We start from the raw sequence: 23111 nt of genomic DNA on the forward strand, positions 1-23111 counted from the left end.
ACACGCGGGCGAAGACCCTAGGCCGGGCGGGACTCGTAGCGGGTGCCGGGCGTGCGCGCGTCGGTGGGCAGGCGGGCGCCGGCGGTCCGGTCGCCGTAGAGGGTCCAGCGTAGGAAGTCGGTGGTGGTGGCGAGAACGGCGGCGAATCCGGGGTTGCCCGGCGTGAGGTACGCGCCATGGTCCTGGCCGAGGACGCTGACGAACACCGCAGGTCCCGGGGTACGCGCGTACGCCGCCCGGCCCACCGTCACCGGCACCACCGGGTCGGCCGTGCCGTGCACGAAGAGCACCGGTGCGGTCGGTCCGGCGAAGCTGCCCGGCAGCCCGCCGCCGGCGATCACGATGCCCCCGCGCAGCCGGGCCGGGTGGCCCTCGGTGAACATGCCGGAGGTGGTGAAGCCGCCCGCCGAGTGACCGGCGGCGGCGATCGACGTGAGGTCCAGGTGGCCGGCGAGCGGATCAGCCGGGTCGCCGTCGAGGCGGCCCAGGTGCCGGATCAGCCGCCAACCGTCGGCGGGCTGGTTGCGCACGTCGGCCCGGGTGAAGTTCGCGGCACCCGCACGGGTGTGCGGGTACGCGGGCGCGGCCACCACGAAACCGGCCGCCGCCCAGCGGGTGGTCAGCCCGGCGTGCAGTTCGGGTCGGCTGTGCAGACCGTGGCTGTAGATCACCACCGGGAACCGCCCGGCGGCCACCCCGTCGGTGCCGGCCGGATACCAGATGGTCACCGGCAGGGGACGCGCCGAGCGCGGATCGAGGGTGAGCGTACGCACGCCGACGACGTACGACCCCTCGGGCGCTCGGCGCGCGGACGGCGGCCCGGCGGACCCGCCCGCCACGGCGGTTGCCGGCGCGCAACCGGCCAGCAGCGCCGTCACCAGTACGGCGACCAGCCGTCGAACCCCCACCGTTTCACCGTAGGTGCCCGGGCACGTCCAGCGGCCCCGCCGTCCGGCCCGGCTCTGGCCGCCACCCGGTCGGGTCGCCTCCGCCGGCCGGCTCGACCCGGTGGGACGGCACAGACGGGGGGCGGTGCTCCGCGACCGGCTTCGCTAGGGTCACCGACATGGCTGAGAACTACACCGACCCCAGCGGCAACACCGAGGCGTTCCGCGCCTTCACCCAGACGCCGGAGGCCGCCGGTCCGGCCGACGCGCCGTCCCGCCTGCCGCTCATCGTCGGTGCGGCGGTCGTCGTCGTGCTGCTGGTGGCCCTCGTCGCCTGGCTGGCGATGCGCTGAGCCGGCGCGCGGCGATGCGCTGAGCGGGCCCGACTCCACGTGGTCGGGGCGACGTCAGTGCGCCCCGACCACGTCCCGGGTCTGCCGGGCGATCTCCCGTTCCTCATCGGTACGGATGACACAGACGCTCACCTCGGCGTCGTCCGGCGAGATCAGCCGGTCGCCGTCGCCGTTGTTGCGCGCCTCGTCGACGGTGATGCCGAGCCGGGCCAGTCCGGCCAGCGCGGCGGCCCGGACGGGCGCGGCGTGCTCGCCCACGCCGGCGGTGAACGCGATCGCGTCCACGTGGCCGAGCAGCGCGTAGTACGCGCCGACGTACCCGGTGATCCGCCGGCAGTACACGTCGAAGGCCAGCGCGGCGGCCGGATCCCCGGCCGCCCGGCGCTGGAGCACCTCGCGCATGTCGTTGACGCCGGTCAGCCCGAGCAGCCCGCTGCGGTGGTTGAGCAGGTCGTCGATGTCGTCGACCGACATCCCGCCCTCCCGCCGCAGGTGGAAGATGACTGTCGGGTCGAGGTCGCCGCTGCGGGTGCCCATCACCAGCCCCTGCAGGGGTGACATCCCCATCGAGGTGGCGACGCTGCGGCCGTTCGCGACCGCGCAGGCGCTGGCCCCGTTGCCCAGGTGCAGGGTGATGGTGTTGAGCTGCTCGTACGGCCGGCCCAGCAGTTCGGCGGTACGCCGGGAGACGTACGCGTGCGAGGTGCCGTGGAAGCCGTACCTGCGGATGCCGTACCGCTGGGCGGTGTCCAGGTCGATCGCGTAGGTCGCGGCGGCCTCGGGCAGGGTGTGGTGGAACGCCGTGTCGAAGACGGCGACCTGCGGGACGTCCGGCAGCGCCGCGCGGGCCACCTCGATGCCGGCCAGGTTGGCCGGGTTGTGCAGCGGGGCCAGCGGCACCAGATCCTTGATCGCGGCCAGCACCGCGTCGTCGATGAGGACCGGGGTGGTGAACTTCCGGCCGCCGTGCACCACCCGGTGCCCGACCGCCGCCAGTCCGGTCAGGTCCAGTCCGGCCAGGATCTGCCGGACGGCGCTGGCGTGGTCCGCCGGGCCGCCGCCGGGCTCACCGACCCGCTCGACGGTGCCCTGGTCGACGGTCCGGTCCCCGTCGTAGTGGCGCCACTTCACCGAGGACGACCCGCAGTTGAGCACCAGTACCCGACTCATGACGCCTCCTCGGCGGCCGCCTGGATGGCGGTGATCGCCACCGTGTTGACGATGTCCGGCACTGTCGCGCCCCGGGACAGGTCGTTCACCGGCCGGCGCAGGCCCTGCATGACCGGGCCGACGGCGACCGCCCCGGCCGAACGCTGCACCGCCTTGTACGTGTTGTTGCCCGTGTTGAGGTCCGGGAAGATAAAGACCGTTGCCTGGCCGGCGACCGGGCTGTCGGGCAGCTTCGTGGCGGCCACTGCGGGGTCGATCGCCGCGTCGTACTGGATCGGCCCCTCGACCAGCAGGTCGGGCCGGCGCTCCCGGACCAGCGCGGTGGCCGCGGCGACCTTCTCCACGTCCGCGCCCGCACCGGAGCTGCCGGTGGAGTACGACAGCATGGCGACCCGGGGTTCGATGCCGAAGCGGGCGGCGGTGTCGGCCGACGAGATCGCGATGTCGGCGAGCTGGGCGGCGTCCGGGTCGCGGTTGACGGCACAGTCTCCGTAGACCAGCACCCGGTCGGCGAGCAGCATGAAGAAGACGCTGGAGGCCACCGAGACCTCCGGCACGGTACGGATGATCTCGAACGCGGGCAGGATGGTGGCGGCGGTGGTGTGCGTGGCGCCCGAGACCATGCCGTCGGCGTACCCGGCCGCCACCATGAGCGTCCCGAAGTAGTTGGGCTGGGCCACGATGTCGTGCGCCAGCTCGGCGGTGACGCCCCGGTGGGCGCGCAGCCGCGCGTACTCGGCGGTGAACTCGTCGCGCCACCCGCTGGTGGCCGGGTCGACCAACCGCGCGTCGCCGAGGTCGATGCCCAGCTCGCGGGTGCGCCTGGCGATGTCGTCCGGCCGCCCGAGCAGGGTCAGCTCGGCGACGCCCCGGCGCAGCAGGATCTCCGCCGCCCGCAGGATGCGCTCCTCGGCGCCCTCGGGCAGCACCAGGTGCCGGGGCCTGGAGCGGGCCCGGTCGATCAGCTCGTTCTCGAACATCAGCGGGGTGACCCGCGTCGACCGGCTGACCCGCAGCCGGCGGGCCAGGTCGTCGGTGTCCACGCAGCGCTCGAACGCGCCCAGCGCGGCCTCCACCTTGCGCGGGTTGGCCACGCTGGGCCGCCCCTCGATCCGGCTGGACGCCTCGACCGTGTCGTAGCTGTCGCTGCCGACGGAGAGCACGGCCAGGCCGGTGTTCAGGCCCTCCACCAGCCGCATCACCCGGGGGTCGGGTTGCTCGCCGAGGGTGAGCACGAGCCCGGCCACCGACACCTGCCCGGCCACGTGTGCCGCGCTGGCCGCGACGAGCAGGTCGGCCCGGTCCCCGGGGGTGATCACCAGAGCGCCCTCGGTGAGGTGGCCCAGCAGTGTCGGCACGTGTGCCGCCCCGACCACGTAGTCCAGCACGTCCCGGCCGAGCGCCGCGTCGTCGCCGGCCAGCAGGGTGGCGCCGAGCGCCGCCGCCACCTCGGCCACCGTCGGCGCCGACACGCTCGGCACCTCCGGGATGGCGTACGCCGGCACGGGCAGCTCCGGCAGCGTCATCGGCTCGGACACCCGGTTGGCGATCACCGCGAGCACCGTCGCGCCCAGGTCGGCCACATCGTGGTACGCCCCGCGCATGGCCGCCGCGACGGCCGCCGGCTCCTGCTCGTAGCCGTCGACCACCGGCACCACCACGCTGCCGAACTCGGTGGCCAGTCGGGCGTTGAAGGCCAGCTCGCGGGGGTGCGCAGGGTCGCCCGGCTCGTCGAAGTCACTGCCCACCACGACGACCGCCGGGCACTGCCGCTCCACCGCCCGGTACCGCTGGACGACAGCGGAGATCAGCTCTTCCCGTCGGCCGTCGGCGACCAGCCGGGCCGCCTCGGCGTACGTGGAGCCGGCCAGGTCGGCGAGCGGCACCTCGACCCGGTACCGCTCGCTCAGCAGCGCGAGGATCGGGTCCGGGCCGGTGTCGGCCACCAGCGGTCGGAACACGCCGATCCGCCCGACCTGGCGGGACAGCAACTCGGCCAGCCCGAGGGCGATCGTCGACTTGCCTCCGCCCGAACCGACGCTGGTCAGATACACGCTGCGAGCCACAGCCCCCACCCTAGAAGATCGCGAGTCTCCCCACCCGGGCCCTACGGCCCTCCGTCCCGGGCCCCGCCGGCCGCTTCCGGCAGGTGGGTCACGCGGGGCGCAGGGCCGCGATGCCGGTCAGGAAGATGTCGATGCCGGCCAGGAACTGCTCACGGTCGTCATGATCGCGCAGCTGCGTCACTGTCGCGTGCACGAACGGGTACCTGGCGGGGTCCAGTTGCGCCCACTTCGCGGCGGTGGTGTCCAGGAACGTCCCGCGGTCCGTGCCGCCGCCGCTGAGGTGCCGGGCGTTTGCGGCGTTCTGGACGGCGACACCGAGGACGTAGTTCACGAGCGTCCCGGCCGCGTCGAAGCGCGCTCCCTCGGGCACGGCGAGCGCGTCCAGCAGCCTGCCGATGCTCTCGTAGAAGTCCAGCAGCGCGGGGCGCCACGGTTGCCGGGAGAGTTCCGCACCGACCCAGGGGTGGGCGTCGATCGCGTCGAACAGGCCCAGGGCGAGCAGGCGCAGGGTCTCGCGAGGACCGCCGGTGGTGGCCGTGCGGGACAGCACACCGGTGATGACGTCGTCGGTGGCCGCCGCGAGCAGGTCGTTCTTGTCCGCGACGTGGTGGTAGATCGCGCCGTATCCGGTCTTCAGGCGCACCGTGAGCGCACGCAGCGTCAGAGCGCTCTCGCCGCCGCCGTCCAGGATCTCGGTGGCGGTCCGAATGATCAGGTCCCTGGACAGGCTGTCCGTGCGGCGCGGGGTCGGCCCGGATCCGTGAGCGGTTCGCTGTGCCATGAGCCCAGTGTCGCACGGTTGGATTGTTGCTCCAAAGCCGTGCTAGCGTTCGTTGGAGCGGCGATCCAAAACGGCTCGTCCTGTAGACCTGGGGGACCACCATGACGACACCGGTCACGATCATCGGAGCCGGCCTGGGCGGCCTGCTGCTGGCCCGCGTGCTGCACGTGCACGGCATCCCGTCCACCGTGTACGAGGCGGAGGCGTCCTCGGCGACGCGTACGCAGGGCGGACTGCTCGACATCCGCGACTACAACGGCCAGCCCGCGCTGGAGACGGCTGGCCTGACCGAGGAGTTCCGCAAGCTCGTCCTGGAGGGGCGTCAGGCGATGCGCCTGTTGGACCGGCACCGGAACGTCCTGCTCGACGTGCCCGACGACGGCACCGGTGGCAGCCCGGAGGTGCAGCGCGGCGAACTGCGGCAGATGCTGCTCGACTCACTCCCGGCCGGCACCGTCCGGTGGGGTCACAAGGTCAGCGGCGTGCGCGCCCTCGGCGAGGGCCGCCACGAAGTGGCCTTCACCAACGACACCGCAGTCGTCACGAGCCTGCTGGTCGGCGCGGACGGCGCCTGGTCCCGGGTCCGACCGCTGCTCTCCGAGGCCACACCCGGGTACACCGGCTTCTCATTCATCGAGACCCACCTGTTCGACGGCGACACCCGGCACCCGACCAGCGCGGAAACCGTCGGCGGCGGAGCGATGATGGTGCTGGAGCCGGGCAGGGGGATCCTGGCCCATCGGGAGCGCGACGGAAACCTCCACACCTGGGTGATGCTCGCCAGGCCGCAGGACTGGTTCGCCGCCATCGACTTCGCCGACCCCGACGCGGCCATCGCGCGGATCGTGCGGGAGTTCGACGGCTGGGCGCCGGAGCTCACCGCCCTGGTCACCGACGGCGAGACCCCGCCGGTCCTGCGCCACATCTTCACCCTGCCCGCCGGACACCGGTGGGACCGGAGGCCCGGAGTGACCCTGCTCGGCGACGCCGCGCACCTGGCGGCACCCAACGGCGAAGGCGCCAACCTGGCCCTTCTCGACGGCGCCGACCTCGGCACGGCCATCGCCGCGCACCCCGACGACATCGAGACCGCGCTCACCGCGTACGAGCAGGCCATGTCCGTGCGAAGTGCCACGGCCAACGCCGAGGCCCCCGACCTTCAGGACATGCTTGGCGACGGCACACCTGACACGTTGATCAAGGCTCTCACCGGAAGCTGAGGCGGCCTGCGGCCTGCGGCCCAGGCGTCGGCGTCGGCGTCGTTCCGGCGGGGCCAGGCAGGTAGCAGGCGCTCGGTCGGCGGTGCGGTAGGCGTCTCACCTGTCAGGCGTCGCAAGAACCGAAAAAGATTCACGCCTACACTCGCTTCCCATGACCGCCCGGCGCCTGAGCAGCGAAGATACGTCGACCCGGAGGTCGACGCCCGCAGGCGTGCCCGGTGACGCTCCGACCCCACCGGCCGCGCCTGTCGACGAATCGACAATGGTGATCGGCCGCTCCGACGCCCCCACCGCGCTGATCGCCGCCGTACCCCAACCACCGCCGGTGTTCGTCGATCCCAGCGGCCGACGTCGCTCCCGCCTGCGCTGGCTCGCGTACGCCGTCGGTCTGTTCGGTCTGCTCTACACCGGGCTGGTGGCTGTCAGCTTCGCGGGCGGCATGGTGGAGCCGCACACGGTGCTCCCCTTCGTGGACGAGGCCGAGCAGCCCGAACGGCCCCGGTCGCCGCAGGCCGAGGCGATCACGGTAGTTCCCGAGCCGTCAACGGCCGTCCCCCGTACGTCGGCGGCCCCGGTGACCCCCAGCGCCGCCCCGGCGGCTACCCGCCCGGTCGCCCCCCGCCGCTCGCCGGGCGTCACCGGCTCGCCGAGCGGCGGTCCCGCCCGAGCGCCGGCCCCGCCCGCCCCCGCGCCCACACCCACGCCGACTGCTCCGTCGGCCCCGACACCAGCCGTCCCGCCGTCGACCGAGGACCCGCCGACGCCACCGGACGAGACGCTCGACGAGCCCGACGGCTCACCCGCCGATGACTGAGACGACGAGCACGGGAGCCCGCCAACGTCGGGCCGTACCGCCGCCGCGCTGGATCCTGCTGGGCGTGTTGCTGGCGGTGCTGGCCGGCGTGCTCGTCGTCCACGCGTACGCCAACGCGTCCTTCACCCCCGACCACCAGCACAGCGGCCGAGGGCAACGCGAGGTCCCCACCTCGGTGGTCACCGGGGGTCCGATCATCAGCGCCAACAGCGAACAGGTCCGTTCCTACCGGCTGCCGGAGCGGACCATCGCGCTCACCTTCGACGACGGCCCCGACCCGGTCTGGACCCCCGAGGTGCTGCGCGTCCTCGACGCTTACCAGGTCAAGGGCACCTTCTTCGTGCTGGGTTCGCAGGTCTCCCGACACCCCGACGTGGCCCGGAGCCTGGTCGGTGGCGGCCACGAACTCGGCGTCCACACGTTCACCCACCCGGACCTCACCGAGCTGCCCGGCTGGCGGCGGGACCTGGAGTACGCCCAGACGCAGCTCGCCCTGGCCGCCGTCACCGGCGTGCGGACCTCGCTGGTCCGGTACCCGTACTCCTCACACGCCGACGCCATCGACAACGAGGACTGGCCGGTGCTGACCGCCGCCGGCGACCTGGGCTACCTGACGGTGCTCAACGACACCGACAGTCAGGACTGGGCGCTGCCCGGCGTAAACAAGATCATCGAGAATGCGGCCCCGGAGGGAACCTCGGGCGCCATCACCCTCTGGCACGACGCCGGCGGTGACCGGGCGCAGACCGTGGCAGCCCTCGACCGGTTCATTCCGATGATGAAGGAACGCGGATACCGGTTCGTCACCGCGACCGAGGGGCTGAACCTCGCCTTCGCCGCCGCCGGCGCCGACCACCGGGTGGACTCCGGCCTGGCGGCCACCGCGGGGGACCGCTGGCGCGGCCGGATGCTGGTCTGGGCCGTCCAGGGTGCCGACCGCCTGCTGAGCGTGTTCGGGATCCTTTTCGTGCTCGTCGGCGTGCTCACGGTGGGGCGCACCGCGGTGCTGTTCCTGCTCGCCGGGCGGCACGCCCGCCGCCGGCGGGCCAAGGACTGGACGTGGGGGCCACCTGTCACCGCGCCGGTGTCGGTGGTCGTTCCCGCCTACAACGAGAGGGAGGGGATCGCGGCAGCGGTGCGGTCACTCGCCACCGGCGACCATCCCGGCGGGATCGAGGTGGTGGTCGTCGACGACGGCTCCACCGACGGGACCGCCGACATCGTCGACGCGCTCGGCCTGCCCAACGTCCGGGTGGTCCGCAAGCCCAACGGCGGCAAGCCCAGCGCATTGAACACCGGCGTGGCGCTGGCCCGCCACGACCTGATCGTGATGGTCGACGGCGACACCGTCTTCGAACCCGACTCCGTCCGGCGGCTCGTGCAGCCCTTCGCCGACCCGCAGGTGGGCGCGGTAGCCGGCAACGTCAAGGTCGGCAACCGGCGCAGCCTCATCGCCAAGTGGCAGCACATCGAGTACGTCATCGGGTTCAACCTGGACCGGCGTCTCTACGAGACGCTGCGCTGCATGTCGACGGTGCCCGGCGCGATCGGCGGCTTCCGGCGGCAGGCGCTGCGCTACGCCGGCGGGATGACCGACGACACCCTGGCCGAGGACACCGACATCACCATGGCCCTGGGCCGGGCCGGCTGGAAGGTGGTCTACGAGGAGACGGCCCGCGCCTGGACCGAGGCGCCGACGAGCCTGGGACAGCTGTGGAAACAGCGCTACCGGTGGAGCTACGGCACCATGCAGGCGATGTGGAAGCACCGCCGCTCCGTGTTCGACAGGGGGGCCTCCGGCCGGTTCACCAGGCGATGCCTGTTCTTCCTCAGCCTCTTCGGCGTGCTGCTGCCGCTGCTCGCGCCCGTGATCGACCTGCTGGCCCTGTACGGCCTGTTCTTCCTCGACCGGACCGCCACGGCGGTGGCCTGGCTGGTCATGCTCGGCGTGCAGATGGTCACCGCGATCGTCGCGTTCCGGCTGGACCGGGAGAAGCTGGGTGTGCTGTGGGTGCTGCCGCTGCAACAGTTCGTCTACCGGCAGTTGATGTACCTGGTGATGATCCAGGCAGTGGTCACCGCACTGACCGGCGGCCGGCTGGGCTGGCAGAAACTCCGACGCACCGGGCTGGAGCCGGCAACCTCCCGCACCGGCTGACCGGCGCCGGTCAGCCGTCGGTAGGTCGATCGTCGGGCGGTTCAGTCCTCGTCGGGGTCGTCCAGGCGGGCCAGGTAGGTGGCCAGGCGCTCGATCGGGGTCTCGAACTCGGGGTTCAGGTCGACGAAGTCGCGCAGGCGCTCGCCCAGCCACTCCAGGGTCACCTGCTCGTCCCCCCGGCGCTCGACCAGCTCCTCGATGCCACGGTCGGTGAAGTACACGGCGTACGTCCTCGTGCTCGGCCCGGCGCGGGCCGGGCGGGTCGGTGGTTCGGACGGACCGACGCGAGCCGGGGCAGGACCGTGGAAACGGCCCTGCCCCGGCTCGCGTGGCGCGATCAGGTCACGGGCGGGGGAGTGCCGCCTCGATGAGCGCGGTCTGCTCGACCTCGTGGGTCTTGGCCGAGCCGACCGCCGGGGCCGCCGCGGCCGGGCGGGAGATCCGCCGCAGCCGGACGTCGGTGAGGTGCTCCAGCAGGTTGAGCGCGACGAACGACCAGGCGCCCTGGTTGGCCGGCTCCTCCTGCACCCAGGCGAAGTCCTCCGCGTTCGGGTACTGCGCGAGGGCGGCCCGGATCTCCTCGACCGGCAGCGGGTACAGCTGCTCGATCCGGATGATCGCCGTGTCGGTGATGCCGCGCTCCTGCCGGGCCTGGAACAGGTCGTAGTAGACCTTGCCCGAGCACAGCAGCACCCGCTTGACCGACTCCGGTGCCGGGGCGGCGGTGTCGCGCAGCACCGGCTGGAAGGTGCCGGTGGTGAAGTCCTCCACCGAGGAGACGCAGAGCTTGTGCCGCAGCAGCGACTTCGGCGTGAACACCACGAGCGGCTTGCGCTTCGGCGACAGGGCCTGGCGGCGCAGCAGGTGGAAGTAGTTCGCCGGAGTCGTCGGGATGGACACCCGCATGTTGTCCTCGGCGCACATCTGCAGGAACCGCTCCGGGCGACCGGAGGTGTGGTCCGGGCCCTGGCCCTCGTGGCCGTGCGGGAGCAGCAGGGTCACCGCGGAGCGCTGACCCCACTTCACCTCACCCGAGGAGATGAACTCGTCGATCACCGACTGGGCGCCGTTGACGAAGTCACCGAACTGGGCCTCCCAGGCGACCAGCGCGTTGACGTTCTCCACCGAGTAGCCGTACTCGAAGCCCATCGCCGCGTACTCGGACAGCAGCGAGTCGTGCACGAAGAACCGGGACCGCTCGCCGTCGCCGGTGAGCGACTTGAGCGGCAGGTAGTCGTCGCCGGTGCGGGAGTCGACCACCGACGCGTGCCGCTGGACGAAGGTGCCGCGCCGCGAGTCCTGCCCGGCGAGCCGGACGGTGACCCCGTCGTGCAGCAGCGCCCCGAACGCGATGATCTCGCCGAAGCCCCAGTCGATGTTGCCCTCGACGGACATCTTGGCCCGCCGGTCGAGCAGCTGCTGGATCCGCTTGTGCGGGGTGAAGCCCTCGGGGAGGTTGGTGTGCGCCTCGCCGACCGCCTTCACCACGGCGGCATCGGTGGCGGTGTCGACCGCCGGCTCCGGCTCCTCCTCGCGGCGGGGACGGTTGAGCTGGCGCGGCGTGGCGGCGGCGTCCCGGGTGGCCTTGAAGACCTTCTCCAGCTGCGCCTGGTAGTCGCGCAGCAGCTCCTCCGCGTCCTCCACGGTGATGTCGCCGCGACCGATCAGCTCCTCGGTGTAGAGCTTGCGCACCGACCGCTTCGAGTCAATGATCTTGTACATCTGAGGGTTGGACATCGACGGGTCGTCGCCCTCGTTGTGGCCGCGCCGGCGGTAGCAGACCATGTCGATCACGACGTCCTTGTTGAACGCCTGCCGGTACTCGAAGGCCAGCCGGGCCACTCGGACCACGGCCTCCGGGTCGTCGCCGTTCACGTGGAAGATCGGCGCCTGGATCATCCGAGCCACGTCGGTGCTGTAGAGGCTGGACCGGCTGTACTCCGGGGCGGTGGTGAAGCCGACCTGGTTGTTGACCACCACGTGCACGGTGCCGCCGGTGCGGTAGCCGCGCAGCTGCGACAGGTTGAGCGTCTCGGCGACCACACCCTGGCCGGCGAACGCGGCGTCGCCGTGCACCGCCAGCGGCAGCACGGTGTAGCCCTCCAGCTTGAGGTCGATCCGGTCCTGCTTGGCCCGGACGATGCCCTCCAGCACGGGGTCGACGGCCTCCAGGTGCGACGGGTTCGCCACCAGGGACACCTTGACGACGTGCTCGCCGTCCGGGGTGGTGAACTTGCCGTTCTGGCCCAGGTGGTACTTCACGTCGCCGGAGCCCTGCGTCGAGCGCGGGTCGAGGTGACCCTCGAACTCCGAGAAGATCTTCTCGTACGGCTTGCCGACGATGTTGGCCAGCACGTTGAGCCGGCCCCGGTGGGCCATGCCGATGACCACCTCGTCCAGCCCGCTCTCGGCGGAGGACTCGAGCACCTCGCCCAGCAGCGGGATCAGCGACTCGCCACCTTCGAGCGAGAAGCGCTTCTGGCCCACGTACTTGGTCTGCAGGAAGGTCTCGAACGCCTCGGCGGCGTTGAGCCGGTTGAGCACGTGCTTCTGCTCGTCGGCGGACGGCTTCTCGTACTTGCGCTCGATCCGCTCCTGGATCCAGCGCCGCTCCTCCGGGTCCTGGATGTGCATGTACTCGATGCCGACGCGCCGGCAGTACGAGTCGCGCAGCACGCCGAGGATCTCGCGCAGCTTCATCCGCTGGCGCCCGGCGAAGCCGTTGACCGGGAACTCCCGGTCCAGGTCCCACAGGGTCAGCCCGTGCTGGAGGACGTCCAGGTCGGGGTGCTTGCGGATGGTGAATTCCAGCGGGTCGGTGTCGGCCATCAGGTGACCGCGCACGCGGTACGCGTGGATCAGCTCGTGCACCCGGGCGGTCTTGTTGATCTGACCCTCGGAGTTGACGGCCACGTCGCGCACCCAGCGCACCGGCTCGTACGGGATGCGCAGCGAGGTGAAGATCTCGTCGTAGAAGCTGTGCTCGCCCAGGATCAGCTCGTGCATGACCTTGAGGAACTCGCCGGACTGCGCGCCCTGGATGATCCGGTGGTCGTACGTGCTGGTCAGCGTGATGACCTTGCTGACCGCCAGCTCGGCCAGGGTGGCCTCGGACATGCCCTGGTAGGGGGCCGGGTATTCCATCGCGCCGACGCCGATGATCGCGCTCTGCCCCTGCATGAGCCGCGGCATGGAGTGCACCGTGCCGATGCCGCCCGGGTTGGTCAGCGAGATCGTGGTGCCGGAGTAGTCCTCCATGGTCAGCTCGTTGCGCCGCGCCCGCCGGACCACGTCCTCGTACGCCTGCCAGAACTGCCGGAAGTCCATCTGCTCGCAGCCCTTGATGGAGGGGACCACCAGGTTGCGGCTGCCGTCCGGCTTGGCCAGGTCGATCGCGATGCCGAGGTTGACGTGCGCCGGGCGGACCACTGCCGGCTTGCCGTTGGCCTCGGCGAAGGAGTTGTTCATCTCCGGGTGCTGAACGAGCGCCCGGACCATCGCGTAGCCGACCAGGTGGGTGAAGCTGACCTTGCCACCGCGCCCTCGGGCGAGGTGGTTGTTGATCACGATGCGGTTGTCGACCAGCAGCTTCGCCGGGACCGCGCGGACGCTTGTCGCGGTGGGCACGCTCAGCGAGGCGTCCATGTTCTGGACGATCTTCGCGGCGACACCTCGCAGCGGCGTGGTCTGCGGGCCGTCGGCGCTCGGCGCGGCGGCCTTCGCGGCCGGCTTGGCCTTCTCCGGGGTGGCCTTCGCGGGCGCGGCCTTGGCCGGCGTCGACGGCGCGGCGGCCGGCTTGCTGGCGGCGGCGGCCGGCTTCGCCGGGGTGCTGGGCTGGCTGACCGTGGCCGCCGCCTCCGGCTGGCCGTCGGGCTCGGGCGCGGCGGCCGGCTTGCCCGACGTCTCAGCCCGGCGTGGCGTGCCGGCGCCGGGCGCCGGCCGGTAGTCGGCGAAGAAGTCGTGCCAGGCCGAATCGACGCTCGTTGGGTCGGCGAGGTACCGCTGGTACATCTCCTCGACGATCCACTCGTTCGGGCCGAAACCCGCCAGTGGGTTCTCCTGCGAAGTCTGCTGGGTCGACACGGCCGGTAATCGCCTCTTTCACGCGGGTTTGTGTGTCACGCGGTGTCCGTCGCGTCCAATTGATGGACAACGGACAGGACGACTCCCAGGCTACGCCGTACGGATCGCGCAGGCATTTCCGCCTCGGTCGGGTGGCCGGATTCACAGAAGATGCCAGAAGTTCACCAACCCCTGCGCGGCCCGTCCCCGGCTGCTACGGCCAGATTGAGTACCGGTACGGATGTCCCCGCACCGACGTCCTCCGCGAGGATCGGGCGCATGGATCATGACGGGGCACGGGGGCGCTATGGCCGGAGCATGGCGGTGGCGACCGGTTGGTACGTCACCGCGATCGCGGCCATGGCGGTGGGCACGACGAGCGTGCCGAGCGCGCCGCACGACGACTGCGCGGCCTGGTTCAGCTGCCTGTCGCCGGGCGAGTCGCTGGTGTTCGTCGGTCTGGTGTGGGGCACGCCGGTGCTCCTCGGGCTGCTGGTCGTGACGGCGCTGGTGACCGCGCTTGTCGTCCGACTCGTCCCCTCGGCGGTGCTCGCCGGCACCACCGCCGCGGCGCTCAGCGTCGGGGTCTGCGCCGCCGCGTACCTGGGTCGCTCGTGAAGCGGCTCGGCCTTGGCGGGCTCTTCTTCGGCTGGCTCTACGGGGTGCCGTTCCTGCTGCTGGTGGGCCTGATCCGGCGCATGTCCAGGCCGTACACGCCGAACGCTGACGATGCGCAGGCGTTCGGCGCGACCACTGACGCCCTGCTGACGACCGGGCTCCTGCTCAACGGGGTGCTTCCGGTGCTCGGCCTGCTGCTGGCCGGATGGGCGGGGGAGGCCCTCTGGCGTCGGCACTTCGCCTGGGCGTTCGCCGGGACGGTGCTGCTGTACGTGGCGGTCGCGCTGGTCGGCAGCATGGCCACCAGCTCGCTGATCGGGCACATCCCCGCCGATCTGGAGCCCGACCCGGTGGTCACCCAGTGCATTCCGATCAGCGGCGGCCGGAGCTGCCCGGGCGGGTGAGGCGCAGGCCCGGGGTGGCGGCCGTGCCGCCGCCACCCCGGAACTCGCATCGGTCAGGAGATGTCGCGCCGGCGCATCAGCAGGGTGCCGACCACGCCGGTGACCACCGCGTATCCGATGAGCACGGCGGCGCCCGCCCAGCGCGGCGGGTTGCCCGGGATGTCCGCCCCGGTGACCATCAGCGACGAGGCCAGCGACGGCACCAGCAGTTGCAGGTTGTTGATCCAGTCGCCCCAGCGGTTGGCCAGGACGGCGATCACCACTGCCGCACCGATCGAGCCGCCCAGGTAGAGCAGGATGCCGGTCACTGTCGCGCCGATCTGGCTGCGGATCAGCACGCCGATGCCGACGCCGAACACGGCCCACAGCAGGTACGCGAGCAGGTTCAACCCGATCGCCCGCCAGGCTGCGTCGTTGCCGAGTTGCGAGTCCAACCCCACCGCGCTCAGCACCGCCGAGCCGGCGATCAGGTTGAGCACGGTGGTGACCAGCCAGAACAGCAGCGCCAGCACACCCGCCGCGACCAGCTTGGCGGCCATCACCGCGGTGCGGTGCGGCGCGGTGAGGAACGTGGTGGTGACCGTCTGGTGGAAGAACTCGCTGGTCACCACGATGATGCCGAGCAGCATGATGATCAGCAGGCCGAAGAACTGCCCGGAGGTGAACAGGTTCGACGCGATCGCGTCCGGGGTGGCCGCGGCCTCGAACTGGGCGGACTGGTCGCCCACGTCCGCGGGGTTGGTGCTGGTCAGCGCGTCGGTCTGCAACCAGTTGAAGAGCAGCGTGAGCGCCCACAGCGGCAGGCTGATCAGCGCGAACACCCACCAGGTGTTGGTGGTACGGATCTTGAGCAACTCGGATCGGACGAGGTTCATCGGATACCCGCCTTTCCGGCCGTCAGCTCCAGGAAGACCCGTTCCAGGTCGGGTCGTTCGGTGGTCAGTTCGTGCAGCTCCACGCCCGCGGCCAGGGCGGCCCGACCGATCGTGGGGGCGTCCACCCCGGAGACCAGCAGGACGCCGTGCTCGTCGGTGGTGACGGTGGCCGACTGCGCCTTCAGTGCGGTGGTCAGCGCCTCGGCCTGCGGGGTGCGGACCCGCACCTGGGCGCCCTGGGCCATCGACCCGAGCACCTGCTCGACCGGCCCCTGCCGGACGAGCTGCCCGGCCGCGATGATCACCACGTCGTCGGCGAGCAACTGCATCTCCGACAGCAGGTGGCTGGAGACCAGCACCGTACGGCCCTCGTGGGCCAGGTTCTTGAGGAACCCGCGCATCCACCGGATGCCCTCCGGGTCCAGCCCGTTGGCCGGCTCGTCGAGGATCATCACCCGGGGATCACCGAGCATCGCGGCGGCGATACCGAGCCGCTGCTTCATGCCGAGCGAGTAGCCCTTGAACTTGCGCTTCGCCGCCGGGGTCAACCCGACCAGCTCCAGCGCCTCGTCGGCCCGCGACCGGGGCAGGCCGGCCGCCGCGCAGATCACCCGCAGGTGGTTGATGCCGGTGCGGCCCTTGTGCGCGCTGGACGCCTCCAGGATCGCCCCGACGTGCCGCAGCGGGTCGGTGAGGTCGGCGTAGCGGTGACCGCTGATGGTGGCCGTACCCGCGGTCGGGGTGACCAGGTTCAGCAGCATGCGCAGCGTGGTGGTCTTACCGGCGCCGTTCGGGCCGAGGAAGCCGGTCACCCGCCCCGGTGCCACGGTGAAGGACAGGTTGTTCACCGCCCGCACGTTTTTGTACTGCTTCGTCAGACCGGACACCACGATCTGACCGTCGCTGGTGGGGCTTCGCTGCCCGTCAGTCATCATTCTCCTCCCGTGTGGCGTCGAGGTACGCCGTGGCACAGCGTGACGGTACCGAGCAACAAGGTCAATCAGGCCCGGTCCCTACGGCGTGGTCCCCCTTGGGGCGGAGGCGTGTCCTCCCTGCGGACGACCGCGGGGCCTCAGCGGGCGATCCAGGTGGCCCGGGCCGCGCCCAGCAGCGCGCCGTCGGGGCCGTACAGGCTGGTGTGCACCAGCGCCTTGCGGCCGTCGACACCGATCAACGCGCCGGTCACCACGCACTCGTCGCCCGGCGCCGGCCGGGCGGTGACCACCGCGGCGATCCGCCCGAGCAGGTACGGGCGGCCGGACGCGAGCACCGTCCAGCCGCCGGGGCAGTCCAGCGCGGCCCAGACCGTGGCGTCGCCTACCTGCTCGGGTGCGCGAAACGGCGCGGCGGTCCGGCCGTCCGGCAACCGGCCGGGAAAGATCCGCAACCCGTCGTCGCGGCGCGGACCACAGACGAAACACTCGGGGTACGGATGCTCGACGAACCCGGGGTAGCGGGTGGAAGCCTCCACCGCCGTCTCCCGGTCGACCGGCGGCACGACGGCGTCCACGACGCCGGCGGGGCGGACCTCGGCCACCAGTTCGCCGGCCGGATCCCGGACCTCGCCGTCGACCAGGCTCAGCGCCGTCTCCAGCGGCGGTGGCCGACGCAGCGTCACCTCCACCGGTCCGGGGCCACCCTCGGCCGCGAAGAGGCCGGCGCTCCAGCCGCCGTTGCCGGAGCCGGTGGGCCCGTTGTACCGGGACTCGATGCGCATGGGTGACCTCCGTGGGGCGTGGGGCGGCGCCGTCGCCGGCCCGTCGGGCAGCCTCGCACGGGCCCGGTCGGAGGCATCCGCCGGCCGGCGTTCATCCGGTCGACACCAGTGGTGCGCGCCGATGGCAACCCGGGGCATTTACACAGATCCCATGGCCGTTCTGCATGTCGCTGGCGCATCCCTGACGACCAGCGGATACACCCTGCTGATCGCCGACGACCCCACCCAGGTCGCGGCCGCGCAACGCCTGCGCCACGAGGTGTTCGCCACCGAGTTGGGCGCCACCCTCGCACCCGGCGGCGCCGGGTTGGACGTGGACCCCTTCGACGCCCACTGCGATCACCTCATCGTCCGCGAGGACAGCACCGGGCAGGTGGTCGGCACGTACCGGCTGCTGCCGCCGGGGCGTACCGACCGGCGGTACGCCGAGAGCGAATTCGACCTCGGGGCGCTCGATCCACTGCGCGACGACCTCGTCGAGACGGGTCGGTCCTGCGTGCACCCGGACCACCGATCGGGCGCGGTGATCAACCTGATGTGGGCGGGGCTCACCCGCTACCTGCACCTGCGCGGCTCGCGCTGGCTCGGCGGCTGCGCCTCGGTGCCGGTCGACGACGGCGGTCGCACGGTCGCCGGGGTGTGGGCCCAGGCCCAGGCCCGGCACCTGTCGCCGCCGCCGCTGCGGGTGCGCCCGCTGCGCCCGTGGTTCGCCGAGCCGGCCGCCGTCGCGGCCGCCACGGCCGCCGACCCGGCCGCTCGCGTGGCGGTGCCGCCGCTGCTGCGCGGTTACCTGCGGCTCGGCGCGTGGATCTGCGGCGAGCCCGCGTACGACCCGGACTTCGGGTGCGCGGACTTCTACGTGCTCTTCTCCCTGGACCGGATGAACCCGCGCTACCTGCGGCACTTCCTGGGCGGGGACCACCGGTGACCGCCGGAGCGCGGGACCTGTGGCGGCCCTTCTCGGGCTGCGACGACGACTGCCTGCCGGCGGCCGGCGAGGTGCCCACGGTGCCGGTGGTCCGCCGGATGCTCCGGTTGGTCGCGGCGAGCGGGATGCTGCTGGCCGGGGTGGGAGTGGCGGTGCTGCTGCCGGTGCTCCCGGCGCGCGAGCGGCAGGCGGTGCTGCGCGGCTGGGCCCGCGGCACCGTTCGCGCGTTCGGCGTCCGGTTGGTGATCAAGGGCCGGCTGCCCCGGCGGCGCGCGCTGCTGGTCGCCAACCACGTCTCGTGGCTGGACATCCTCGCCGTCCTGGCGGTCGCGCCCACCCGCATGGTGGCGAAGCGGGAGATCCGGTCCTGGCCGGTGGTCGGGCTGCTCGCCGCGGCGGCGGGCACTGTCTTCGTGGACCGGTCCCGGCCGCGGGCCCTGCCGGCCACCGTGCGCCGGCTGGCCGACACGCTGCGCGCCGGCCGGTCGGTAGCGGTGTTTCCCGAGGGTACGACCTGGTGTGCCGGGGACGGCGCGGACGGGTGCCGCCCCGACGGCGGGTTCCGGCCGGCGATGTTCCAGGCCGCCATCGACGCGGGCAGTCCGGTGGTGCCGCTGCGGCTCGGGTACCGGTGCGACGCCACCGGAGCGGTCACGACGGCCGCCGCCTTCCTCGGCGCGGACACCCTGCTGCGCTCGGTCGCACGGGTGGTCGCGGCGCGGGATCTGGTGGTCTCGGTGACGATCGCAAGTGCGCTGCACCCGGCCGGCGACGCCGACCGGCGGTTGCTGGCCCGGGCCGCCGAGTCTGCCGTACACCTGGTGCCGGTTGTCCCGACGCGGACCCGGCTGCGGCCGGTCCCCACCATGACCCCGGCGGGTTCCGTGCCGCAGGTGCCTGCCGGCCGGGACCTCGACCTGGCGGCCTGAGAGCAGGACTCACCACTTGAGCACGCGCCGATCCCGGCGCCGGAGTAGGTCGGATCGCCCTTTGCTCTGCTTCAACCCACGCAACACTTGCGGCCCGCTTGTGTTGCGTGGGTTGAAGCAGAGCAAAGGAGGCGCTCGGAGCGCCCTTTCCCTCGTCGTTAAAAGGCCGGGGCTGGTGGCTGACGCCGTGGTCAGGGTCGCGGTGACGACTCGCGACAGTCTTGTGTGTCGCGATGTATCGCGTTACGGTTTCCTCGTCGGCGCGCGTGGGCGCGTCGTCGAGGGGAGGACGTCATGGCCGGATGGACGGTCGGCAGCCCGCAGCGGCTCACCGTGGACGGCCCGGTCACCCGGCTGGACGTCCGCCTGATCAGTGGACGACTCAACGTGGTCGCCACCGACGGCCCGACCCGGATCGACGTCACCCAGGTCGGCCGCCGACCCGTCCTGATCGACCACTCCGACGGCCGGCTCAGCATCCGACAGGAACGCGGGCACGGCTGGTCGGAGGTCCTGCGGTGGTTCCAGATGATCCACCGCTATCCGCGGGTGGACGTCTCCGTCGCCGTGCCCGCCGATGTCCTCGCCGACCTGGACCTGGTCTCCGGGTCGCTTGTCGCCTCCGGCCTGCGCCGGCAGACCACGGCCCACGTCGTCTCCGGCCAGATCACCCTGATGGGCCTGCGCGGTACCACCTCCGCGAAGATCACCTCCGGGCCGGTGGAGGCGCTCGGCGTCCGCGGTGACCTCACCCTGGAGACCGTCTCCGGGGAGGTGATCCTCGCCGACAGCGCCGCCGACCGGGTGCGGGCGCAGACCGTCTCCGGCGCGATCACCTGCGACCTGGACAACCCCCGGCGCAGCGAGATCCAGCTCACCACCATCTCGGGCAGCATCACCGTCCGGGTCCGCGAGGACAGCGACCTCGCCGTCCGGCTGAACACCGCCTCCGGCCGGATCACCAGCGGCTTCCCGCAGGTGCGCAACTCGCGATTCCCGCTGCCGAGCAGCGAGGGAGTGCTCGGCGCCGGCGAAGGTAAGCTCTGGGCCTCCGCGACGTCGGGAAGCATCTCGCTCCTCGCCCGACCGGTGGCCGCCGACGAGGAGGAGTTGCCGTGACCGCCGTGTTCAGCCACGGGCGGCTCCGGCTCTATCTGCTCAAGCTCCTCGACGACGGCCCCAAGCACGGCTACGAGCTGATCCGTCTCCTGGAGGACCGGTTCCTCGGGCTGTACGCGCCGAGCGCCGGCACCATCTATCCCCGGCTGCAACGGCTGGAGGCCGAGGGGCTGGTGAGCCACACCGCCGCCGGAGGGCGCAAGACGTACTCCATCACCGACGCCGGCCTCGCCGAGCTGCGCCAGCGCGCCGGTGAGCTGGCCGCGTTGGAAGCGGACATCGCGGCCTCGGTGGCGGACCTCTCCACCCTGGCCAGCGAGATCCGCAGCGAGGTGCGCGGCTCGACGCGCGACCTCAAGCGGGAGCTGAGCGAGGCCACCCGGCAGACCCGGCGTACGCGGTGGGAGCCGCCCGCGTCGTCCTACCGGCCCCCGCCGGCCGACGCGCCACGCGATGCCCTGCTCGACGAGTTCGACAAGCGGCTGGCCTCGTTCACCGCCGAGGTGAGCCATCTGGCACGGGCGCGGCAGTTCAGCGACACTCAACTGCGCACGGCGATCCGGCTGCTCGACGGCGCCCTGGACGGGCTGCGCCGGCTGCTGCGCTGACGCCTGCCCGGCCGCCCGGCGACTCACAGGGTTTTTCCAGCGAGCGTCCAGCGCCGGTGCAGTGAGGTCACCGATGATTGGGCCCATGCCCGCTACCCAGACCGAGGCGCGACTCCTCGTCGTCGAGGACGACCCCAACATCCTCGAACTGCTCTCCGCGAGCCTGCGGTTCGCGGGCTTCGACGTGGCCACCGCGACCAGCGGCAGCGCGGCCCTCAACGCCGCCAAGGACCACCGGCCCGACCTGGTCGTGCTCGACGTCATGCTGCCGGACCTGGACGGCTTCGAGGTCATCCGGATGCTGCGCGAGGGCGGCACGCGGACCCCGGTGGTGTTCCTGACCGCCCGGGACGCCACCGACGACAAGATCCGCGGGCTCACCCTGGGCGGCGACGACTACGTCACCAAGCCGTTCAGCCTGGAGGAGTTGACCGCCCGGATCCGCGCCGTGCTGCGCCGCACCACCACCGGCGAGCAGGCCCCGTCCCGGCTCACCTTCGCCGACCTGGAGCTGGACGAGGAGACCCACGAGGTGCACCGGGCCGGGCAGCGGGTGCAGCTCTCGCCGACCGAGTTCAAGCTGCTGCGCTACCTCATGCTCAACGCCAACCGGGTGCTGTCCAAGGCGCAGATCCTCGACCACGTCTGGAACTACGACTTCCGTGGTGACGACAACATCGTCGAGTCCTACATCTCCTACCTGCGGCGCAAGGTCGACACCACCCAGCCCCGGCTGATCCACACCCTGCGCGGCGTGGGGTACGTGCTCCGCAAGCCGGCGGCGTGAACGCGGTCGCGCAGGCGAAGGGACGGCTGCGGGGCGTACCGCTGCGGGTCAAGCTGGTCGCCTCGGTGCTCGCGCTGGTCTCCGCGGCGCTGCTGGTGATCAGCTCGCTGACCGCCTACTTCCTGCACAACTACCTGGTCGGCCAGGTGGACGGGCAGATTCGGTCGGCCACCCAGAGCCTCGGCCAGTACCTCCCGGGTCTGCGCAGCGGCGAGGTCAACGTGACGCTGCCCAGCGACTACGTCGTCTCGCTGGCCGACGAGAACAGGGTGTCCCGGCCGTACTACGACAAGGTGAACCGCGCCCCCGAACAGCTGCCCAGCTTCCCCACGACCCGGGCGGGTTTCGAGGATCTGGAGGGCCAGCCGAAGACTGTCCCGTCCCAGGACGGAGGCACCCGGTGGCGGGTCTACTACGCCGCCCAGCCGGACGGCTCGGTGCTGGCCGTGGGTCAGCCGCTGACCGAGGTCGACCGTGCGGTCAAGCAGCTCGTCTGGATCGACCTGCTGGTCGGCGGGGCGGTGCTGATCCTGCTCGCGTCGGTCGGCGCGGCGATCGTGCGGACCAGCCTGAAGCCCCTCGTCGAGATCGAACGGACCGCCGCGGCCATCGCGGGCGGCGACCTGACCCGCCGGGTGCCCGACCCGGAGCAGGGGCAGGAGCATCCCACCTCCGAGCTGGGCCGGCTCTCCCGCGCGCTGAACGCGATGCTCACCCAGATCGAGGCGGCGTTCACCGCCCGGGCGGCCTCGGAGACGGCGGCCCGCTCGGCGGAGAGCACCGCCCGGGACGCGGCCGCCGCAGCCCAGGCGTCCGAGGCGCGGGCCCGACGCTCCGAGGAGCGGATGCGGCAGTTCGTGGCGGACGCCTCGCACGAGCTGCGGACCCCACTGACCACCATCCGTGGCTTCGCCGAGCTGTACCGCCAGGGCGCGGCCCGCGCGCCGGAGCAGACCGCCGGGCTGCTGCGCCGCATCGAGGACGAGGCCGCCCGGATGGGTCTGCTGGTCGAGGATCTGCTGCTGCTCGCCCGGCTGGACCGGGAACGCCCGCTCTCGCTGGCCCCGGTGGAGCTGCCGGTGCTGGCCTCCGACGCCGTGCAGGCGGCTCGCGCGGTCGCCCCGGACCGGCGGATCGAGCTGGAGATCGAGCCCGGTTCCGGCCCGCTCGTCGTCTACGCCGACGACGCCCGGCTGCGCCAGATCATCGGCAACCTGGTGACCAACGCGCTGACCCACACCCCGCCGGAAGCCGACGTCAGCGTGCGTCTGCGCGCCGAGGCGGGCAACCTCGCCGTCGTGGAGGTCATCGACACCGGCCCCGGTCTCTCCCCGGAACAGTCCGAGCGGGTCTTCGAGCGGTTCTACCGGGCCGACGCGGCCCGGACCCGACGGGCCGACGGCAACACCGGCACCGGCCTCGGCCTGGCCATCGTGGCGGCGCTGGTCGCCGCCCACCACGGCTCGGTCGAGGTGCTCGAGACGCCCGGTGGCGGAGCCACCTTCCGGGTCCGGCTGCCGCAGGTGCCCAGGGGCGACGACCTGGGCGAGTGACTTTCAGCCAACTTCCAGGACGGTTCCAGGTTGATTGCAGTGCCGGGGGAGAAGGTAGTCCC

General features: G+C 72.2%; 21 protein-coding genes. 12 read left to right on the forward strand and 9 right to left on the reverse strand.

The genetic code is table 11. The features are described from left to right. Positions 1–17: 17 nt before the first annotated feature. Positions 18–908, reverse strand: a complete 891-nt coding sequence (locus tag AB0B39_RS16475) for an alpha/beta hydrolase (RefSeq protein WP_357574685.1) — start codon at positions 906–908, stop codon at positions 18–20. A gap of 158 nt (positions 909–1066) precedes the next feature. On the opposite strand from AB0B39_RS16475, the gene AB0B39_RS16480 reads away from it, so the two are divergent. Next, positions 1067–1240: a hypothetical protein gene (locus AB0B39_RS16480; protein WP_234588635.1), complete on the forward strand. Its 174-nt coding sequence runs from the start codon at positions 1067–1069 to the stop codon at positions 1238–1240. A 54-nt stretch (positions 1241–1294) separates the two neighbouring features. Here AB0B39_RS16480 and AB0B39_RS16485 read toward each other — a convergent pair whose 3' ends face one another. From AB0B39_RS16485 to AB0B39_RS16495, 3 genes are all read right to left on the reverse strand, one after another. Next, positions 1295–2410 carry an acetate kinase gene (locus AB0B39_RS16485; protein ID WP_357495874.1) on the reverse strand — a complete coding sequence of 372 codons (1116 nt, stop codon included), beginning with the start codon at positions 2408–2410 and terminating at the stop codon, positions 1295–1297. Then, the gene (gene pta, locus AB0B39_RS16490) at positions 2407–4485 is read right to left on the reverse strand and encodes a phosphate acetyltransferase (protein WP_357574686.1); all 2079 of its coding nucleotides are present in this window, start codon (positions 4483–4485) and stop codon (positions 2407–2409) included. Before pta ends, AB0B39_RS16485 begins: the two co-directional genes overlap by 4 nt. A gap of 79 nt (positions 4486–4564) precedes the next feature. Further along, positions 4565–5257 (reverse strand): TetR/AcrR family transcriptional regulator C-terminal domain-containing protein, encoded by a 693-nt coding sequence (locus tag AB0B39_RS16495; protein ID WP_357495878.1) that lies wholly within the window; start codon positions 5255–5257, stop codon positions 4565–4567. 101 nt (positions 5258–5358) lie between these two features. On the opposite strand from AB0B39_RS16495, the gene AB0B39_RS16500 reads away from it, so the two are divergent. From AB0B39_RS16500 to AB0B39_RS16510, 3 genes are all read left to right on the forward strand, one after another. Further along, positions 5359–6477, forward strand: coding sequence for an NAD(P)/FAD-dependent oxidoreductase (locus tag AB0B39_RS16500; protein WP_357574687.1), 1119 nt, complete (start codon positions 5359–5361; stop codon positions 6475–6477). A 151-nt stretch (positions 6478–6628) separates the two neighbouring features. Further along, entirely contained in the window at positions 6629–7291 is a 663-nt protein-coding gene (locus AB0B39_RS16505; RefSeq protein WP_357574688.1) for a hypothetical protein, read from the forward strand. Then, positions 7284–9449, forward strand: coding sequence for a bifunctional polysaccharide deacetylase/glycosyltransferase family 2 protein (locus tag AB0B39_RS16510; protein WP_357574689.1), 2166 nt, complete (start codon positions 7284–7286; stop codon positions 9447–9449). The genes AB0B39_RS16505 and AB0B39_RS16510 overlap by 8 nt, the downstream gene beginning before the upstream one ends. Before the next feature lie 41 nt (positions 9450–9490). Here AB0B39_RS16510 and AB0B39_RS16515 read toward each other — a convergent pair whose 3' ends face one another. Next, positions 9491–9670, reverse strand: coding sequence for a DUF6104 family protein (locus tag AB0B39_RS16515; protein WP_357495886.1), 180 nt, complete (start codon positions 9668–9670; stop codon positions 9491–9493). A gap of 121 nt (positions 9671–9791) precedes the next feature. Continuing rightward, on the reverse strand, positions 9792–13532 hold the full coding sequence (locus AB0B39_RS16520) for a multifunctional oxoglutarate decarboxylase/oxoglutarate dehydrogenase thiamine pyrophosphate-binding subunit/dihydrolipoyllysine-residue succinyltransferase subunit (protein WP_357574690.1): 3741 nt from the start codon (positions 13530–13532) through the stop codon (positions 9792–9794). Positions 13533–13829: 297 nt separating this feature from the next. Between AB0B39_RS16520 and AB0B39_RS16525 the strand changes: the two genes are divergently transcribed. After that, positions 13830–14129 carry a hypothetical protein gene (locus tag AB0B39_RS16525; protein ID WP_357574691.1) on the forward strand — a complete coding sequence of 100 codons (300 nt, stop codon included), beginning with the start codon at positions 13830–13832 and terminating at the stop codon, positions 14127–14129. Further along, positions 14126–14533 (forward strand): hypothetical protein, encoded by a 408-nt coding sequence (locus AB0B39_RS16530; protein ID WP_357574692.1) that lies wholly within the window; start codon positions 14126–14128, stop codon positions 14531–14533. The genes AB0B39_RS16525 and AB0B39_RS16530 overlap by 4 nt, the downstream gene beginning before the upstream one ends. 53 nt (positions 14534–14586) lie before the next feature. Here AB0B39_RS16530 and AB0B39_RS16535 read toward each other — a convergent pair whose 3' ends face one another. The 3 genes from AB0B39_RS16535 to AB0B39_RS16545 form a co-directional block, all read right to left on the reverse strand. Next, the gene (locus AB0B39_RS16535; RefSeq protein WP_357495894.1) at positions 14587–15408 is read right to left on the reverse strand and encodes an ABC transporter permease; all 822 of its coding nucleotides are present in this window, start codon (positions 15406–15408) and stop codon (positions 14587–14589) included. Beyond that, on the reverse strand, positions 15405–16340 hold the full coding sequence (locus tag AB0B39_RS16540; protein WP_357574693.1) for an ABC transporter ATP-binding protein: 936 nt from the start codon (positions 16338–16340) through the stop codon (positions 15405–15407). The genes AB0B39_RS16535 and AB0B39_RS16540 overlap by 4 nt, the downstream gene beginning before the upstream one ends. Before the next feature lie 140 nt (positions 16341–16480). After that, positions 16481–17125, reverse strand: coding sequence for a hypothetical protein (locus AB0B39_RS16545; protein ID WP_357495896.1), 645 nt, complete (start codon positions 17123–17125; stop codon positions 16481–16483). A 151-nt stretch (positions 17126–17276) separates the two neighbouring features. On the opposite strand from AB0B39_RS16545, the gene AB0B39_RS16550 reads away from it, so the two are divergent. The 6 genes from AB0B39_RS16550 to AB0B39_RS16575 all read left to right on the forward strand — a co-directional run bounded on the left by AB0B39_RS16550 (position 17277) and on the right by AB0B39_RS16575 (position 23049). After that, positions 17277–18053 carry a GNAT family N-acyltransferase gene (locus AB0B39_RS16550; RefSeq protein WP_357495898.1) on the forward strand — a complete coding sequence of 259 codons (777 nt, stop codon included), beginning with the start codon at positions 17277–17279 and terminating at the stop codon, positions 18051–18053. Then, complete coding sequence (locus AB0B39_RS16555) at positions 18050–18982, forward strand: lysophospholipid acyltransferase family protein (protein ID WP_357495900.1); 933 nt, start codon at positions 18050–18052, stop codon at positions 18980–18982. The genes AB0B39_RS16550 and AB0B39_RS16555 overlap by 4 nt, the downstream gene beginning before the upstream one ends. Before the next feature lie 294 nt (positions 18983–19276). Further along, positions 19277–20101, forward strand: a complete 825-nt coding sequence (locus AB0B39_RS16560) for a DUF4097 family beta strand repeat-containing protein (protein WP_357495902.1) — start codon at positions 19277–19279, stop codon at positions 20099–20101. Then, positions 20098–20709, forward strand: coding sequence for a PadR family transcriptional regulator (locus AB0B39_RS16565; protein ID WP_357495904.1), 612 nt, complete (start codon positions 20098–20100; stop codon positions 20707–20709). Before AB0B39_RS16560 ends, AB0B39_RS16565 begins: the two co-directional genes overlap by 4 nt. 85 nt (positions 20710–20794) lie before the next feature. Beyond that, the gene (locus AB0B39_RS16570) at positions 20795–21496 is read left to right on the forward strand and encodes a response regulator transcription factor (RefSeq protein WP_030336721.1); all 702 of its coding nucleotides are present in this window, start codon (positions 20795–20797) and stop codon (positions 21494–21496) included. Then, entirely contained in the window at positions 21493–23049 is a 1557-nt protein-coding gene (locus tag AB0B39_RS16575) for a HAMP domain-containing sensor histidine kinase (RefSeq protein ID WP_357574694.1), read from the forward strand. Before AB0B39_RS16570 ends, AB0B39_RS16575 begins: the two co-directional genes overlap by 4 nt. Positions 23050–23111: the final 62 nt, after the last annotated feature.

Origin of the sequence: Micromonospora sp. NPDC049114, assembly GCF_040648635.1 — a bacterium.
Lineage (GTDB): Bacteria > Actinomycetota > Actinomycetes > Mycobacteriales > Micromonosporaceae > Micromonospora.

Bases quoted from the DNA above. Each gene is read 5' to 3' on its own strand.
- AB0B39_RS16480 (WP_234588635.1), top strand. From the start codon at position 1,067: ATGGCTGAGAACTACACCGACCCCAGCGGCAACACCGAGGCGTTCCGC.
- AB0B39_RS16485 (WP_357495874.1), bottom strand. From the start codon at position 2,410: ATGAGTCGGGTACTGGTGCTCAACTGCGGGTCGTCCTCGGTGAAGTGG.
- AB0B39_RS16495 (WP_357495878.1), bottom strand. From the start codon at position 5,257: ATGGCACAGCGAACCGCTCACGGATCCGGGCCGACCCCGCGCCGCACG.
- AB0B39_RS16500 (WP_357574687.1), top strand. From the start codon at position 5,359: ATGACGACACCGGTCACGATCATCGGAGCCGGCCTGGGCGGCCTGCTG.
- AB0B39_RS16505 (WP_357574688.1), top strand. From the start codon at position 6,629: ATGACCGCCCGGCGCCTGAGCAGCGAAGATACGTCGACCCGGAGGTCG.
- AB0B39_RS16510 (WP_357574689.1), top strand. From the start codon at position 7,284: ATGACTGAGACGACGAGCACGGGAGCCCGCCAACGTCGGGCCGTACCG.
- AB0B39_RS16525 (WP_357574691.1), top strand. From the start codon at position 13,830: ATGGCGGTGGCGACCGGTTGGTACGTCACCGCGATCGCGGCCATGGCG.
- AB0B39_RS16535 (WP_357495894.1), bottom strand. From the start codon at position 15,408: ATGAACCTCGTCCGATCCGAGTTGCTCAAGATCCGTACCACCAACACC.
- AB0B39_RS16540 (WP_357574693.1), bottom strand. From the start codon at position 16,340: ATGACTGACGGGCAGCGAAGCCCCACCAGCGACGGTCAGATCGTGGTG.
- AB0B39_RS16545 (WP_357495896.1), bottom strand. From the start codon at position 17,125: ATGCGCATCGAGTCCCGGTACAACGGGCCCACCGGCTCCGGCAACGGC.
- AB0B39_RS16550 (WP_357495898.1), top strand. From the start codon at position 17,277: ATGGCCGTTCTGCATGTCGCTGGCGCATCCCTGACGACCAGCGGATAC.
- AB0B39_RS16560 (WP_357495902.1), top strand. From the start codon at position 19,277: ATGGCCGGATGGACGGTCGGCAGCCCGCAGCGGCTCACCGTGGACGGC.
- AB0B39_RS16570 (WP_030336721.1), top strand. From the start codon at position 20,795: ATGCCCGCTACCCAGACCGAGGCGCGACTCCTCGTCGTCGAGGACGAC.